Genomic DNA, 15,276 nt, shown 5'->3' with positions numbered 1-15,276 from the left:
AAAAAAGCCCCCGAAGGGGCTTTTTCAAACTCGCTATACCGTACCCGAGATCAGTGGGCGTTGGCCCAGACCTTGCGCTTGGTGAAGTACATCAGGAAGGCGAAGACGACCAGGAAGAAGAACACCTGCATGCCGATCCGCTTGCGCTCCTCCATGTGCGGCTCGGCGGCCCACATCAGGAACGTGGTGACGTCATGCGCGTACTGCTTGACCGTCGCCGGCGAACCGTCGTCGAAGGTCACCTGTCCGTCGGACAGCGGCTTCGGCATCTTGATGGCGTGGCCGGGGAAGTACTTGTTGTAGTAGGATCCCTCCGGGATCGTGACGCCTGCCGGAGCCTTGTCCTCGAAGCCCTGCAGGATGGCGTCGACGTAATCAGGTCCCTGCTCCTGGTACTGGGTGAAGAAGTCGATCGCGAACTGCGGGAAGCCGCGCTTGTAGGACCGCGCCTTGGTGATCAGCGAGAGGTCGGGCGGCGCCGCGCCGCCATTGGCCGCGCGCGCGGCCTGCTCGTTCGGGAACGGCGACGGGAAGTAATCCGCCGGACGGCCCGGACGCTCGAACATCTCGCCCTGGTCGTTCGGACCGTCCTTGATCTTGTACTCGGACGCGAACGCCGCCGCCTGCGCCGGCGAATAGCCGGGGCCGCCGGGATCGGCGAGGTTGCGGAACGCGACATAGGACAGGCCGTGACAGGCGGCACAGACTTCCTTGTAGACCTTCAAGCCGCGCTGCAGCGAGCCACGGTCATAGGTGCCGAAAGGACCGGAGAACGACCACTTCTGGGCCGGCGGCGCGTTGCCACCCTCCTCGGCCTTGGCGTTCTGGGAGCCGCCGACGAGTAGGCTGCCGGCCACCACCATCGCGAGCATCACAGAGGCCGCGGTCGCGGCCCTGCCCTTGCTCTTCGCCAGCACGTCGTCGGCGATCGAGTTCGGCACCGGACGCGGGGTCTCGATGCGGGCGAGCAGCGGCAGCACGATCAGGAAGTAGGCGAAGTAGCAGACCGTCAGGATGCGGCCGGCGATTACATAGATGCCTTCCGGCGGCTGCGAGCCGAGGTAGCCGAGCAGGATGCAGACCACCACGAAGATCCAGAAGAACTGCTTGGCCAGCGGACGATACTTCGACGAACGGGTCCGTGCGCTGTCGAGCCAGGGCAGGAAGCACAGGATGATGATCGCCGAGAACATCGCCACGACACCGGCGAGCTTGTTCGGGATCGAACGCAGGATCGCGTAGAACGGCAGGTAGTACCATTCAGGCACGATGTGCGCCGGCGTCACGCCCGGGTTCGCCGGGATGTAGTTGTCGGCGTCGCCGAGATAGTTCGGCATGTAGAAGATGAACCAGGCGAAGAAGATCAGGAAGCAGGACACGCCGAACATGTCCTTGATCGTCGCATACGGCGTGAACGCAACGGTGTCCTTCTCGGTCTTGGCCTCGACGCCGGCCGGGTTGTTCTGACCCGCGACGTGCAGCGCCCAGACGTGCAGCACGACCACGCCGGCGATCACGAACGGCAGCAGATAGTGCAGCGAGAAGAAGCGGTTCAGCGTCGGGTTGCCGACCGAATAGCCGCCCCACAGCAGGGTCACGATGCTCTCGCCGAAATAGGGCACGGCCGAGAACAGATTGGTGATGACGGTGGCGCCCCAGAAGCTCATCTGGCCCCACGGCAGCACGTAGCCCATGAAGCCCGTCGCCATCATCAGGAGGTAGATGATGACGCCGAGGATCCACAGCACCTCACGCGGCTCCTTGTACGACCCGTAATAGAGGCCGCGGAACATATGGATGTAGACGGCGAAGAAGAACATCGACGCGCCGCACGCATGCATGTTGCGCAGCAGCCAGCCGTAATTGACGTCGCGGACGATCAGCTCGACCGACTTGAAGGCGAGGTCGGCGTGCGGCGTGTAGTGCATCGCCAGGATCACGCCGGTCAGGATCTGCAGCGCCAGCATCATCGAAAGGATGGCGCCGAAGGTCCACCAGTAATTCAGGTTGCGCGGCGTCGGATAGGCCACGAACGAGGAGTGGATCAGGCCGAAGATCGGAAGGCGCCGTTCGATCCACTTCAAGGCGGGGTTGCTCGGTTGGAAATCAGATGGTCCGCTCATTGATGCGATCCTGAAGAAGAAAAACGACGCGATGGGTCCAAGTGGAAGCCGAAATCCCGGAGGGGCCGGGACTTAGCCGATCTGGATTTTGGTGTCGGAAAGGAAGGCGTAGGGCGGCACCGCCAGGTTGGCGGGCGCCGGCCCCTGGCGGATACGACCGGAGGAGTCGTACTGCGAGCCATGGCAGGGGCAGAAGAAGCCGTCGTAATTGCCTTCATGGGCGATCGGGATGCAGCCGAGATGGGTGCAGATGCCAATCACAACCAGCCACTGGTCGTGGCCGGCCTTGACGCGGGCCGAGTCGGGCTGCGGATCGGGCAGGCTCGAGAGCGCCACGCTCTGGGCCTCCTGGATCTGCTTCTTGGTGCGATGGCTGATGTAGATCGGCTTGCCGCGCCAGAAGACCTTGACGTCCTGGCCCTCGGCGATCGGCGTCAGATCGACCTCGATCGGCGCGCCGGCCGCGATCGTCGCGGCATCCGGGTTCATCTGGGCAACCAGCGGCCAGACGGTGGCGGCTGCGCCGACCGCGGCGGCAGCTCCGGTTGCAACAAAGAGAAAATCACGGCGTGTCGGATGGTCCGCCGAAGACGCTGTCGTCACGATTCCTAGCCCTTTCTTTTCTGCAGCCGGTGGAACCGCCCTGGAGACGCAGGACGCGCCCCAAGAAAGGCTGCCGGCGCCCGCGGCCCCCGCGGCGGCAGAAAACCGCTATTCCCCACCCCAAATGGCGGAACAGCAGTCCAGAATCGTTCTATTGGCACCCTTGCCGGACGAGCGCAAGCCCGCTATCGGCTCGCACACGTGCAATGCACGAAATCCGCGCCGAGCGATGTTTTATTGAGACAATTTCATCCGGATTTCACAGGCCGCCCGCACCATGCAGATCGCGCTGTTCCAGCCCGACATCCCCCAGAATACAGGGACGATTCTGCGCCTCTGCGCCTGCCTGGACGTGGCGGCCCATATCATCGAACCGGCGGGATTCGACACCTCGGATCGGAATTTCCGCCGGGCGGGTATGGACTATCTCGACCATGTGCGGTTGAAGCGTCACGACTCATGGTCGAAATTCGAGGAATGGCGGGCCGAGGCCGGATGCCGGCTGGTGCTGTTCACGACCAAGGCGGCGAAATCCTACCTTGATTTCGCGTATACGGCCTCCGATGTCCTGCTGTTCGGGCGCGAGACGGCAGGGGTGACCGACGCGGTGGTGGCCGCAGCGGATGCGCGGCTGGTAATTCCGATCCGGCCGACCATGCGTTCGCTCAATGTGGCCGTCACGGCGGCCATGGCCGTCGGCGAGGCGCTGCGGCAGACCGGTTCAGGAATTGCCGGTTCGGCAACTTAAGGGATTTTTGGTGAGCTACGCGGTCAAGGAGATATTTCTCACCCTGCAGGGCGAAGGCGCCCATGCGGGCCGGGCCTCCGTGTTCTGCCGCTTCGCCGGCTGCAACCTCTGGAGCGGCCGCGAGCAGGACCGCGCCGGCGCCGTCTGCAAATTCTGCGACACCGATTTCGTCGGCACCGACGGCACGCTGGGCGGCCGTTATGCGACCGCGGAAGAGCTTGCCGGCACCATTGCCGCGCAATGGACCGGAGGCGAGGCCGCCCGCTACGTCGTCCTGACCGGCGGCGAGCCGCTGCTGCAGGTCGACGCGGCCCTGATCGAGGCCCTGCACGATCACGGCTTTGCGATCGCGATCGAGACCAACGGCACCATCGCCCCGCCCGACGGGCTCGACTGGATCTGCGTCAGTCCCAAGGCTGCATCCGAACTCGTGGTGCGCAAGGGGCACGAGCTCAAACTGGTCTATCCGCAAATGGAGAACACTCCGGAGGATTTCGCGGGCCTCGCCTTCGAGCGCTTCTCGCTGCAGCCGATGGACGGCCCCGATGTGATCGAGAATACCGAGCGGGCAATCGCCTATTGCCTGAAGCACCCGCAATGGCGCCTTAGCGTGCAGACGCACAAGACACTCGGGATTAGATGAACTAACAGAATCGGATTGTTGAACGAGATGTGGGAATTGACGAAAGCGTTTCGGTTCGAGGCTGCGCATGCGCTGTCCGGAACGACATTTGGCACCGCCAGCGAGGAGATTCACGGCCACTCCTTCCGCGCCGAAGTCACGGTGCGCGGCACGCCCGACCCGAAAACCGGCATGGTGATCGATCTCGGCCTGCTCGAACGCGCGATGGCCGAGGTGCAGAAGACGCTCGACCATAAGTTCCTGAACAAGATCGAGGCGATCGGCGTGCCGACGCTGGAGAATCTGTCGCGCTTCATCTGGGAGCGGCTGCAACACGCAGGCAAGCTGAGCCGCGTCAGCGTCCATCGCGACAGCTGCAACGAGAGCTGCACATACTTCGGCCCGCAAGGTTAGTCATGCTGCCAACAGACCCCGCCATCATCGAGGACCGCAAGGCGCGTGCGCGCGGCTGGTTCGAGGCGCTGCGCAACGACATCTGCGCGGTCTTCGAGAAGCTCGAGGACGACGCCCCATCCAGGCTTTATCCCGGCGCCGCCGGCCGGTTCGCGCGCACCCCCTGGGACCGCACCGACCACACCGGCAAGCCGGGCGGCGGCGGCGTGATGTCGATCATGAAGGGCCGGCTGTTCGAAAAGGTCGGCGTGCACTGCTCGACCGTGCACGGCGAGTTCGCCCCCGAATTCCGCGCGCAGATTCCAGGTGCCGCCGACGATCCACGATTTTGGGCGTCGGGCATTTCGCTGATCGCGCATTTGCGCAATCCGAACGTGCCTGCCGTGCACATGAACACCCGCTTCGTCGTCACCACCAAGGCCTGGTTCGGCGGCGGCGCCGACCTGACGCCGGTGCTGAACCGCAGGCGCACCCAGGAGGACCCCGACACGGTCGCCTTCCACGCCGCGATGAAGGAGGCGTGCAACGGGCCGAACGGCGTCGCCGACTACGACAAGTACAAGAAATGGTGCGATGACTATTTCTACCTGCCGCACCGCAAGGAAGCGCGCGGCATCGGCGGCATCTTCTATGACTGGCACGACAGCGGCGACTGGGAGGCCGATCTCGCCTTCACCCAGGACGTCGGGCGCAGCTTCCTGAAAATCTATCCCGACCTGGTGCGGCGCAATTTCGAGGCCGCCTGGAGCGCGGAGGATCGCGACGAGCAGCTGGTCCGCCGCGGTCGCTATGTCGAGTTCAACCTGCTCTATGATCGCGGCACCATCTTCGGCCTGAAGACCGGCGGCAATGTGGATTCGATCCTGTCGTCGCTGCCGCCGGAGGTGAAATGGCCGTGATGAACCTGCCGCGCGCGATGCTGATCGACATGGACGACACCATCCTGTCGGCCTATGGACGCCCCGAGATCGCCTGGAACACGATCACCACGGAGTTCGCCGCGGAGCTGGCTCCCCTGCCCCCGGATCAGGTCGCGACGGCGCTGTTGGCCTATGCGCGGCAATTCTGGTCAACCGCCGAGCCGATCTGGCGGATCAAGCTCGGCGAGGCGCGACGGCTCACCGTGAAGGGCGGCTTCGCGGCGCTTGCGGCGGCCGGTCACCGCGCGCTGCCGGACGATCTCGCGGACCGCATCGCCGATCGCTTCACCGCCTATCGCGAGGAGGAGATGTTCGTCTTCCCCGGCGCGCATGAAGCGATCGATGCCTTGAAGGCGCTCGGCATCAAGCTCGCGCTGGTCACCAACGGCGCCGCCGACATGCAGCGCGCCAAGGTCGAGCGCTTCGCGCTCGGCCATCGCTTCGATCACATCCAGATCGAGGGCGAGCACGGCTTCGGCAAGCCGGAGGAGCGCGCCTACCTGCACGCGATGGAAGCACTCGGCGTCACCGCATCCGACACCTGGATGATCGGCGACAATCTCGAGTGGGAAGTCGTGGCGCCGCAGCGGCTTGGCATCTATGCGATCTGGATGGACGTGCACGGTGTCGGGCTGCCGCCGGGATCGACCATCAAGCCCGACCGCATCATCCGCTCGCTGAGCGAACTGGTTCCTGCCGCGCGCAAATAGCGCATCGCGGCCGTTTTCCACGTCAATTCCATTCAAGCTGCCGCCGGCCGTGATTTGACTGTCATCACCGGTCGCTAGCCTGCCGTCCGCGTCATCCAGCGCGGAGGGAAAATCATGGAACTGAAACCAGGCGATGTTGTCATGCTGAAGTCCGGCGGCCATCCGATCACGGTCGTCGAAATCGACGAGGACAAGGTCGCGTGTCTGTGGATGGGCACGGACGGCGACCTGTTTCGCGAAACCTTGCCGCTCGTCGCACTCGAATCGACCGAGCTCGATCCGGAGGACGATGAAGAGGAAGACGACGAAGACGAGGACGACGAGGAAGAAGACGACGAGGACGAAGACGACGACGGCGACCGCAAGAAGAAGCGCAAGGCGGCGTGAGATCCGTTGGCGCGATGCTGACTGGCAGGCGCCGGCAGCATCGCCTCCGCCTCCCGTCAGAGCGCGCGCAGCGCGCTTGCAATCATCACCACGCCGCCGGTGACCACGGCGGCATCGAGGATCGCGGTGTGGATATGCACCGGCATCCGCTCGACAAAGGCCTTGGCCAGGAACGCGCCGGGTATGGCGACCAGGCCGATCAGCAGCGCAAGCGCCAGCACCTGCGCGGTGATGACGCCGGTCAAGCCGAACACCGAAATCTTGACCGCGGCACTTGTCAGTGAAATCACCGCATCGGTCGCGACCACCGCGGCGCCTTCGAGCCCAGCCGCCATCAGCAGCGACAGCAGGATGACGCCCGAGCCCGCGGTGCCGCCGACCACGACGCCATAACCGATGGCACCGGCCGCAAGGCCCCGCTCACCGATCCTGACGCTGTGCTTGCGCAACAGCCGCCTGAGCGGCACACTCAGGATCAGCATGCTCCCGATCACGAGCGAGGCGCCGGCACTGGTCAGCCTTGTATAGCCGTATGCGCCGAGCGCCGTGGAGCATAGCGCCGCCGCGATCACGATGATTGCCTTGCGGCGGTCGGCAAACCTGACAAAGGCAATGAAGCGGCTGGAATTGGTGAAGATCGATGAGATCGCGATGATCGGCACGACCGGCTCGGCGCCAACCATCGGCACCAGCACCAGCGGCATCAAGGCGCCGGTGCCATAGCCGGCAAGACCACCGATCACGGAAGCAAACAGCGCGACGGCTGCGACAAGCAGAATTTGAAAGAGCGAGATATCTGCGAGGCCGGAGAGGAAATTCAAAGCCGATGATCGCGGGTGAAGCGGGAAACGGTCTGGTCGGCGATGCCAGACAACACCTGCGGATCCAGCGGGAAATCCGCGGCTAGCCAAGCATCCTCGGCCAAGGTCAGTACATGCCCCAGTGCCGGTCCCTCGGCAATGCCGCGCGCGACGAAATCCGACGCCCTCAAGGGAAAGTGAGGCGCGCGCCAGCGCTCTGGCAGCGTGGCGAGCGCGCGCCATTGATCGACATCCTGGCCCGCGCCGGTGCGCGCCCAGGCGAGCAGCAGCCGGTCGCGATAGGGCTCCTCGTCGAGCCGGTAGAGCCTGCGCTTGGCATGGGCCTCGTCCATGCCGGGCAGACGCCACCAGCGATGGCCCATCGAATCGAGCGCCTTGGCCTCGGCGTTGGAGAGCCGCAGCCGGCCGGCGATGCGACGCGCGTCCTCGGTCACGGCGACCGTCAGCGCGGCCAGCCTTCGCATCGCGCTCGGCGCGAGCTTCATCAGTTGCTCGATCTCGATCATCGCCGCGAACGGGCCGGTATAGGCGACGCCGCCGAACAGCGGCTGCAGCAAGCCGCCGTCACTCATCGCGACCACTGCACTCGCGGCGCCGTTCGCGACCACGAGCTTGAGCATCTCCATGCGAATCCGCTCGGCCGAGAGGCCGGCCAATCCGGCGCGCCCGCTGACGCAGGCGAGATAGCCGGCGCGATCGACCTCGTCCGCGCCATAGGCGGCATGGAAACGGAAGAAGCGCAGGATGCGCAGATAGTCCTCGGCAATCCGCTGCGCGGGATCGCCGATGAAGCGCACGCGCCTCGCCTCGATGTCGGCGAGGCCGCCGACGTGATCGTGCACGACGCCGGAGGCGTCGACCGACAGGCCGTTGATGGTGAAGTCGCGCCGCTCGGCGTCGCGCACCCAGTCGCGCCCGAACGCCACCCTGGCCTTGCGGCCGTAGGTCTCGGTATCCTCGCGCAGCGTCGTCACCTCGAAGGGGTGGCTGTCGACGACCAGGGTCACCGTGCCGTGCTCGATGCCGGTCGGCACGCTCTTGATGCCCGCCCGCTTGGCGCGGCGGATCACCTCCTCCGGCAGCGCCGTGGTGGCGATGTCGATGTCGGCGAGCGGAATCTGCATCAAGGCGTTGCGCACGGCCCCGCCGATCACCCGCGCTTCCTCGCCGTCGGCATTGAGCAGGCCGAGCACGTGCGCCGCGGGCCCGGAAGCGAGCCATGGCGCGTCGGACAACAGGCGCACCTCGCTCATTTCTCAACTCCCGGCACCAGCTTGCCGTTCTCGATATGGGCGGGAACGTAGGTCGAGTTCGGCGGCGCGCCGGTCAATTCGGCCAGCAGCACGAAGCTCACGATGACCATCACCAGCGCCACCAGCGTCAGCTTCGCCAGCATGTCGAGCGGCCATGACGCCGGCAGCGTCACGCCGGACCGCGTCGCGATGAGGAAGATGGCATAGACCGCGAACGGGACCAGAAAGATTCCGATCTCGGTCAATACCGTGCGGATCATGACAGATAGATCCGCTCATACAACACGCGCAGGATGCCCGCGGTCGCGCCCCAGATGTAGCGCTCGGCGAACGGCATCGCGTAATAGGACCGGTCCATGCCGCGGAATTCCTTGGTGTGGATCTGATGATTCTCGGGATTCATCAGGAAGGCGAGCGGCACCTCGAACGCATCGACCACCTCCGCCTCGTTGATCGCAAGCGTGAATCCCGGCTTCACCTTGGCGACTGTCGGCAGGATACGGAAGCCGAACGCGGTACCATAAAGGTCGAGATAGCCGACCGGGTCGATGAATTCCCGCTTCAGCCCGACTTCCTCGCAGGCCTCGCGCAGCGCGGCATCGAGCGGCGAGGCGTCGGTGGCGTCGATCTTGCCGCCGGGAAACGAAATCTGGCCGGCATGGCTCGACAGATTGGGCGAGCGCTGCGTCAACAGCACGGTCGGCTCGAGGTGATCGACCACCGGGATCAGCACCGCGGCCGGCCGCACCGGCTGCTCCTGCGCCACGATCTCGAGCATGCGGTCGTTGCCGGAGTCTCCGGTGCGCGGAATGATATGCGGATCGACCAGGCCCGGCGGCACATCGAAAGTGAGCCGCGTGCGGGCCCGCGCGAAGAATTCCGTCGAGCTGATCGTCGCCGGCTCCACCTTCAGCAACGGCTCGTTCAAAGTGCGTCCCTCACCTGACTGGCATCGGCCATCGCGAAGAACTCGCCGCCGGACTCGATGCCGAACATCTCTTGACCATCGACCATCCGCTGCTCGCCCATGTCAACCAGATCGTAATAGAGCGCGCGGGTGACCTTGGCCCACAAATCGGCGCGGACATGCAGATAGGGCGTCAATCCGCCGTCCTCGGCAGCCTCGAATCTGAGGCCGTGGCCTTTCTCGCAATCGACCCAATCGTCGACATTGGTGCGGAACCTGAGCAGGCGGCCGCGCGCGTCTTCCCCGGTCTGCATTTCCACGGCAAGGAACGGCGCGTCGTCGACGCGGATGCCGACCTTCTCCACCGGTGTCACGAGAAAGTGCTTGCCGTCCTCACGCTTCAGGATCGTGGAGAACAGCCGCACCAGCGCGGGGCGGCCGATCGGCGTTCCCATGTAGAACCAGGTGCCGTCAGGCGCGATTCGCATGTCGAGATCGCCGCAGAATGGCGGATTCCACAGGTGAACCGGCGGCAGGCCCTTGCGTCCGGCCGCACCGGATGTCGCAGCTTGATTGGCGGCCGTGGTGAGCCCTTCGAGACCCTTGCTCCCGAGGCCCGTAGTTTCCCTGCCGGAATCGCTCTGCCCTTGCTTCGCCATTGTTTGCCTTAAGGTTTCCTACCTTCAATCTGGCACGTTTGGTGCACATATCCTGAGATGTGGTCGGGATGTCATTCTCGCCACATCGTGATGCCGTTCATACCCTGAAACACCGATAAGGTGGGGATAGTTTAATTCAACGAATACATGGCCTTCGCTGAGGTTTAGCATGAGGGCCAAGATGACGACAGATGACGACGACAGATGACGGCGCGCCAATGTGCGCGCATCGTCAAGAAGGAGCGGATCGAATGGCTGGTGCAGACAGCGTCGAGAAACTGGAGGATGTGATCGTCCGTTCGGCCGAGCAGGTCGCGGGGCAGATCAAGGCCGCCAAGGAAGCGGTCTCCACCGTCATCTTCGGCCAGGAGCAGGTGATCGAAAACACTCTGGTGACGATCCTGTCCGGCGGCCACGCGCTGTTGATCGGCGTGCCCGGCCTCGCCAAGACCAAGCTGGTCGAAACGCTCGGCGTCACGCTCGGCCTCGATGCCAAGCGCATTCAGTTCACGCCGGACCTGATGCCGTCGGATATTCTCGGCGCCGAAGTGCTCGACGAGAGCTCGGCCGGCAAGCGTTCGTTTCGCTTCATCGCAGGTCCCGTGTTCGCGCAGCTGCTGATGGCCGACGAGATCAACCGCGCCAGCCCGCGCACCCAGTCGGCGCTGCTGCAAGCCATGCAGGAGCAGCACATCACCATTGCCGGCGCGCGGCATGATTTGCCAAAGCCGTTCCACGTGCTCGCGACCCAGAACCCGCTCGAGCAGGAAGGCACCTACCCGCTGCCCGAAGCGCAGCTCGACCGCTTCCTGATGGAAATCGACGTCGACTATCCCGATCGCGACGCCGAGCGGCGCATCCTGTTCGAAACCACCGGCGCCGAAGAAGCGCGTGCCACGCCGTCGATGGACGCGGAAACGCTGCTCACCGCACAACGCCTGGTGCGGCGCCTGCCGGTCGGCGATTCCGTGGTCGAGGCGATCCTGACGCTGGTCCGCGCCGCGCGCCCCGGCACCGAGGGCGGCGAGGCCGGCAAGCTGATCGCATGGGGACCGGGTCCCCGCGCCAGCCAGGCCTTGATGCTCGCGGTGCGCGCCCGTGCATTGCTCGATGGAAGACTCGCGCCGTCGATCGACGATGTGCTCGATCTCGCCGAGCCCGTGCTCAAGCACCGCATGGCGCTGACCTTCTCGGCACGCGCCGAGGGCCGCACCATTCCCGACGTGATCAAGCAACTGAAGACCCGGATCGGTTGATGGCCGCAGACAACAGGCACCAGAACGAGGAGATCCTTGCGGTTCGACGTGCCGATGGCGAAAGCCGAACGCTCGCCGCGTCGCTGCCACGTCTGGTGCTTGAGGCCCGCCGTGTCGCCGCCAACGTCATCCATGGCCTGCACGGCCGCCGCCGCGCCGGCTCGGGCGAAAATTTTTGGCAATACCGCCGCTTCGTCTCCGGCGAGCCGTCGCAGCGCGTCGACTGGCGCCGCTCGGCACGCGACGACCATCTCTATGTCCGCGAGCAGGAGTGGGAAGCCGCGCACACGGTGTGGATCTGGCCCGACCGCTCGCCGTCGATGGCCTTTGCCTCGCGCGAGGCGCGCGACAGCAAACTGGAGCGCGGACTGATCGTAGCCTTCGCGCTCGCCGAGTTGCTCGTTGCGGGCGGAGAACGCGTCGGCATTCCCGGCCTGATGAACCCGACCGCAAGCCTCAACGTGATCGACAAGATGGCGGAAGCGATGTTGCACGACGAGAAGACGCGCGCGAGCCTGCCGCCGTCCTTCGTGCCGTCGTCGCTGGCCGAAGTCGTCGTGTTGTCGGATTTCTGGTCGCCGATAGCAGAAATCACGACGATGCTGGCCGGGCTTTCCTCCTCCGGCGCGCACGGCGCCATGATCCAGGTCGTCGATCCGGCCGAAGAGACCTTCCCTTATTCCGGCCGTGTCGAATTCGTCGAGCCGGAGGCCGGCAGCGTCATCACCGCAGGCCGCGCGGAAAGCTGGGCGAACGACTATGTCGCGCGCGTCGCGCTGCATCGCGACCAGATCCGCAATGAGACCAACCGGCTCGACTGGCTGTTCTCGACCCACACCACCAGCCGCTCCGCGGCCGAGCTGCTGTTGTTCCTGCATGCCGGCATGATGGTGAGCAAGGGCGGCGGCCGCTCAACAGTCAAGGCGGGACGCAGCGCATGATCGCAGGCCTCCCCCTCTCCTTTGCCGAACCGCTGCTGCTGCTGGGGCTGGTCAGCCTGCCGGTGCTGTGGTGGCTCTTGCGCGTGATGCCGCCGCGGCCGCGCCGGATCGAATTCCCGCCGACGCGGCTATTGTTCGACATCGCGCCCAAGGAGGAGACGCCGTCGCGCACGCCGTGGTGGCTGACGTTGCTGCGGCTCGCCGCCGCCGCGCTCGTCATCTTCGCCGCCGCCGGCCCGATCTGGAATCCGCAGACCGGCGTCGCCGCCGGTAAATTGCCGCTGGTGATCCTGCTCGACGACGGCTGGAGCGCGGCCTCGAGTTGGGATGCGCGGATCAGGGCCGCGGACGAACTGGTCGCCAACGCCGACAGCGACCGTCGCGGTGTCGCGCTGGTGCCGCTGTCCGAGCCCGCGCGCGACATCACGCTGATGCCGGCCGGCGCCGCGCGCGTCGCGCTGCGCCAGCTCGCGCCAAAGCCCTACTCGGTCGATCGGGTTGAAACCCTCAGCGCGCTGGAACGTTTCCTCAAATCGACCGGCGACTGCGACATCGCCTGGCTGTCCGACGGCGTCGACACCGGCCGCGGCAGCGAGTTCACCGAGGGGCTCGGCAAGGTGATCGAGAGCCGCAATCTGACGATCTATGCGGGCGGAGCGCAGTCGGCGCAGGCGCTGGTCGCGGCCGAGAACGCCGCCGCCAAGATGACGGTGAAGGTGCTGCGCACCGAGAGCGGCATCGCGGCGGGAACGGTGCGTGCGGTCGACGCCAAGGGCTCGCCGATCGGCGAGGCCCGCTACACATTCGGACCGCAGGATCGCGAGACCGACGCCGCCTTCGATCTTCCGGTCGAGTTGCGCAATGACATCGCACGACTCGAAATCTCCGGCGAGCATTCGGCCGGCGCCGTGCAGCTGCTCGACCGGCGCTGGCGCCGCCGCGCCATCGGCGTGGTCTCGGGTGCGAGCAACGACACCGCGCAGCCGCTCTTGGCGTCGACCTTCTATCTCTCCCGCGCGCTGTCGCCATTCGCCGATGTCAGGCTCGGCGATCGCGGCGCGCCGCAGCAGGTGATCGGGCAATTCCTCGACCAGCGGCTGCCGATGATCGTGATGGCCGACGTCGGCACGCTCTCGCCGGAGATCCGCGACCGCCTCAATGCCTGGATCGAGCAAGGCGGCGTGCTGGTGCGCTTCGCAGGTCCCCGCCTCGCCCAGGCCGATGACGACCTCGTTCCCGTCAAGCTGCGCCGCGGCGGACGCACGCTCGGCGGCAGCCTGACCTGGGAGAAGCCGCAGCACATGGCCTCGTTCGCCGCCGATGGCCCGTTCTCGGGCCTCACCGTGCCGAAGGATATTACCGTCAACCGCCAGGTGCTGGCCGAGCCCGACGCCGTGCTCTCGACCAAGAGCTGGGCCTCGCTGGAGGACGGCACGCCGCTGGTCACCGGCGAGCGTCGCGGCAAGGGCGTGGTCAGCCTGTTCCATGTCGGCGCCGACATGCGATGGTCGGATCTGCCGATGTCCGGCACCTTCGTCGAGATGCTGCGCCGGCTGATCGACATGTCCGGCTATACCTCGAAGCCCGGCCCCGGCGTCGCCAGCGATCCTAACGCCGAGACCGTTGCGCCGCTGCGCACGCTCGACGGCTTCGGCGTCTTCGGCCCACCGCCCTCGAGCGCCAAGCCGATGTCGGCAGACTATCGCGATCGCGGCACGGCCGACCATCCGCCCGGCTTCTACGGCACGGCCGAGAGCCCGATCGCGGTCAACACGCTCGCCTCCGCCGATCGCATCGCGCCGCTCGACACCTCGGCCCTGCGCGCGACGCGTGCGAGCTACACCAACGCCGAGCCGCGCGACCTGCGCGGCATCATGCTGTCGACGGCGCTGGCGCTGTTCCTGCTCGATGCGATCGTGGTCGCCATGCTCGGCGGCGGCCTCGCCGCGCTGATCCGGCGGCGCGCGGCACCGGCCGTGCTCGCCTTCGCCTTGATACTCGTGACGTTCGCGCCGTCGTCGACACGGGCGGAGAGCAGCGACGACTTCGCCATCAAGGCGGTGTCGCAGACGCGGCTTGCCTATGTCGTCACCGGCAACGCCGACGTCGATTCCATCGTCAAGGCGGGGATGTCCGGACTGACGCTATTCCTCGGACAGCGCACCGCGCTGGAGGCCGGCGATCCGGTCGGCATCGATCCCGCGCGCGACGAGCTGGCGTTCTTCCCCTTGATCTACTGGCCGATCGTGCCGGGCGCGCCGAAGCCGCCGCAGGACGCCATCAACAAGATCGACGCCTACATGAAGCAGGGCGGCACCGTCATCTTCGATACCCGTGACGCCGTCGAAGCGCCGCCGGGTGACAACGGCTCATCGCAAACGCCCGGCATGCAGACGCTGCGCGAACTGCTGTCGACCCTCGACGTGCCCGAGCTCGAGCCGGTGCCGCGCGAGCACGTGTTGACCAAGACGTTCTATCTGCTGCGCGACTTCCCCGGCCGCTTCAACTCCGGCCAGACCTGGGTCGAGGCATTGCCGCGCGAGGACGACGACGAGACTGCACAGCGCCCGGCACGCGGCGGCGACGGCGTCTCGCCGATCATCATCACGTCGAACGACCTCGCCGGTGCCTGGGCGATCCGCCCCGACGGTCAGCCGATGCTGCCGCTGACGCCGGGCGAGCCGCGCCAGCGCGAATTCGCCTTCCGCGCCGGCGTCAACATCGTGATGTACACGCTGACCGGCAACTACAAGGCCGACCAGGTGCACGCGCCTGCTTTGATCGAGCGGCTGGGACAGTAGAGATGCGAGTGATTCAGCTGCCAACACCGTCATTCCGGGATGGTCCGAAGGACCAGACCCGGAATCTCGAGATTCCGGGTTCGATGCTTTCGCATCGCCCCGGAATGACGG

16 protein-coding genes are annotated in these 15,276 nt (G+C 65.9%); 9 read left to right on the top strand and 7 right to left on the bottom strand.

Annotation, left to right across the window (positions count from 1 at the left end; all coding sequences use genetic code 11):
* Nucleotides 1-50: 50 nt before the first annotated feature.
* Both IF803_RS08395 and petA read right to left on the bottom strand, forming a co-directional pair.
* Nucleotides 51-2,123, bottom strand: coding sequence for a cytochrome c1 (locus IF803_RS08395; RefSeq protein WP_461191852.1), 2,073 nt, complete (start codon nt 2,121-2,123; stop codon nt 51-53).
* A 72-nt stretch (nt 2,124-2,195) separates the two neighbouring features.
* Complete coding sequence (gene petA / locus IF803_RS08390; RefSeq protein WP_028338640.1) at nt 2,196-2,726, bottom strand: ubiquinol-cytochrome c reductase iron-sulfur subunit; 531 nt, start codon at nt 2,724-2,726, stop codon at nt 2,196-2,198.
* Between the two features lie 277 nt (nt 2,727-3,003).
* On the opposite strand from petA, the gene IF803_RS08385 reads away from it, so the two are divergent.
* The 6 genes from IF803_RS08385 to IF803_RS08360 all read left to right on the top strand — a co-directional run bounded on the left by IF803_RS08385 (nt 3,004) and on the right by IF803_RS08360 (nt 6,527).
* Nucleotides 3,004-3,474: a tRNA (cytidine(34)-2'-O)-methyltransferase gene (locus tag IF803_RS08385; protein ID WP_057016985.1), complete on the top strand. Its 471-nt coding sequence runs from the start codon at nt 3,004-3,006 to the stop codon at nt 3,472-3,474.
* A 10-nt stretch (nt 3,475-3,484) separates the two neighbouring features.
* On the top strand, nt 3,485-4,117 hold the full coding sequence (gene queE, locus IF803_RS08380; protein ID WP_461191851.1) for a 7-carboxy-7-deazaguanine synthase: 633 nt from the start codon (nt 3,485-3,487) through the stop codon (nt 4,115-4,117).
* Between the two features lie 27 nt (nt 4,118-4,144).
* A complete protein-coding gene (locus tag IF803_RS08375; protein ID WP_028338637.1) occupies nt 4,145-4,510 on the top strand; it encodes a 6-pyruvoyl trahydropterin synthase family protein in 366 nt (121 codons plus the stop codon).
* 2 nt (nt 4,511-4,512) lie between these two features.
* Entirely contained in the window at nt 4,513-5,409 is an 897-nt protein-coding gene (gene hemF / locus IF803_RS08370) for an oxygen-dependent coproporphyrinogen oxidase (RefSeq protein ID WP_461191850.1), read from the top strand.
* Nucleotides 5,400-6,140 (top strand): HAD family hydrolase, encoded by a 741-nt coding sequence (locus IF803_RS08365; protein WP_028338635.1) that lies wholly within the window; start codon nt 5,400-5,402, stop codon nt 6,138-6,140. Before hemF ends, IF803_RS08365 begins: the two co-directional genes overlap by 10 nt.
* Nucleotides 6,141-6,254: 114 nt before the next feature.
* Nucleotides 6,255-6,527 (top strand): DUF2158 domain-containing protein, encoded by a 273-nt coding sequence (locus tag IF803_RS08360; RefSeq protein WP_304496903.1) that lies wholly within the window; start codon nt 6,255-6,257, stop codon nt 6,525-6,527.
* A gap of 56 nt (nt 6,528-6,583) precedes the next feature.
* On the opposite strand, the gene IF803_RS08355 is transcribed toward IF803_RS08360, so the two are convergent.
* From IF803_RS08355 to IF803_RS08335, 5 genes are read right to left on the bottom strand one after another with little or no spacing between them, the layout of a single operon-like run.
* Nucleotides 6,584-7,348, bottom strand: coding sequence for a TSUP family transporter (locus IF803_RS08355; RefSeq protein WP_461191849.1), 765 nt, complete (start codon nt 7,346-7,348; stop codon nt 6,584-6,586).
* Nucleotides 7,345-8,601 (bottom strand): CCA tRNA nucleotidyltransferase, encoded by a 1,257-nt coding sequence (locus tag IF803_RS08350; protein WP_461191848.1) that lies wholly within the window; start codon nt 8,599-8,601, stop codon nt 7,345-7,347. Before IF803_RS08350 ends, IF803_RS08355 begins: the two co-directional genes overlap by 4 nt.
* Nucleotides 8,598-8,861, bottom strand: a complete 264-nt coding sequence (locus tag IF803_RS08345) for a DUF6111 family protein (RefSeq protein ID WP_028338631.1) — start codon at nt 8,859-8,861, stop codon at nt 8,598-8,600. The genes IF803_RS08350 and IF803_RS08345 overlap by 4 nt, the downstream gene beginning before the upstream one ends.
* A complete protein-coding gene (locus tag IF803_RS08340) occupies nt 8,858-9,493 on the bottom strand; it encodes a CoA pyrophosphatase (RefSeq protein WP_461191907.1) in 636 nt (211 codons plus the stop codon). Before IF803_RS08340 ends, IF803_RS08345 begins: the two co-directional genes overlap by 4 nt.
* A gap of 32 nt (nt 9,494-9,525) precedes the next feature.
* The gene (locus IF803_RS08335; protein WP_461191847.1) at nt 9,526-10,167 is read right to left on the bottom strand and encodes a DUF1285 domain-containing protein; all 642 of its coding nucleotides are present in this window, start codon (nt 10,165-10,167) and stop codon (nt 9,526-9,528) included.
* A 251-nt stretch (nt 10,168-10,418) separates the two neighbouring features.
* Between IF803_RS08335 and IF803_RS08330 the strand changes: the two genes are divergently transcribed.
* From IF803_RS08330 to IF803_RS08320, 3 genes are read left to right on the top strand one after another with little or no spacing between them, the layout of a single operon-like run.
* A complete protein-coding gene (locus IF803_RS08330) occupies nt 10,419-11,423 on the top strand; it encodes an AAA family ATPase (protein ID WP_028338630.1) in 1,005 nt (334 codons plus the stop codon).
* The gene (locus tag IF803_RS08325) at nt 11,423-12,364 is read left to right on the top strand and encodes a DUF58 domain-containing protein (protein ID WP_461191846.1); all 942 of its coding nucleotides are present in this window, start codon (nt 11,423-11,425) and stop codon (nt 12,362-12,364) included. Before IF803_RS08330 ends, IF803_RS08325 begins: the two co-directional genes overlap by 1 nt.
* On the top strand, nt 12,364-15,165 hold the full coding sequence (locus IF803_RS08320; protein WP_461191906.1) for a DUF4159 domain-containing protein: 2,802 nt from the start codon (nt 12,364-12,366) through the stop codon (nt 15,163-15,165). Before IF803_RS08325 ends, IF803_RS08320 begins: the two co-directional genes overlap by 1 nt.
* Nucleotides 15,166-15,276: the final 111 nt, after the last annotated feature.

The organism is Bradyrhizobium sp. UFLA06-06 (genome assembly GCF_054820065.1).
The sequence above is the reverse complement of the archived record's forward strand: the minus strand, read 5'-3'. Positions and strand labels throughout refer to the sequence as shown.

Coding starts and splice junctions, on each gene's coding strand:
- IF803_RS08395 (WP_461191852.1), bottom strand. CDS start 2,123: ATGAGCGGACCATCTGATTTCCAACCGAGCAACCCCGCCTTGAAGTGG.
- IF803_RS08385 (WP_057016985.1), top strand. CDS start 3,004: ATGCAGATCGCGCTGTTCCAGCCCGACATCCCCCAGAATACAGGGACG.
- IF803_RS08375 (WP_028338637.1), top strand. CDS start 4,145: ATGTGGGAATTGACGAAAGCGTTTCGGTTCGAGGCTGCGCATGCGCTG.
- hemF (WP_461191850.1), top strand. CDS start 4,513: ATGCTGCCAACAGACCCCGCCATCATCGAGGACCGCAAGGCGCGTGCG.
- IF803_RS08365 (WP_028338635.1), top strand. CDS start 5,400: ATGGCCGTGATGAACCTGCCGCGCGCGATGCTGATCGACATGGACGAC.
- IF803_RS08360 (WP_304496903.1), top strand. CDS start 6,255: ATGGAACTGAAACCAGGCGATGTTGTCATGCTGAAGTCCGGCGGCCAT.
- IF803_RS08350 (WP_461191848.1), bottom strand. CDS start 8,601: ATGAGCGAGGTGCGCCTGTTGTCCGACGCGCCATGGCTCGCTTCCGGG.
- IF803_RS08345 (WP_028338631.1), bottom strand. CDS start 8,861: ATGATCCGCACGGTATTGACCGAGATCGGAATCTTTCTGGTCCCGTTC.
- IF803_RS08335 (WP_461191847.1), bottom strand. CDS start 10,167: ATGGCGAAGCAAGGGCAGAGCGATTCCGGCAGGGAAACTACGGGCCTC.
- IF803_RS08330 (WP_028338630.1), top strand. CDS start 10,419: ATGGCTGGTGCAGACAGCGTCGAGAAACTGGAGGATGTGATCGTCCGT.
- IF803_RS08325 (WP_461191846.1), top strand. CDS start 11,423: ATGGCCGCAGACAACAGGCACCAGAACGAGGAGATCCTTGCGGTTCGA.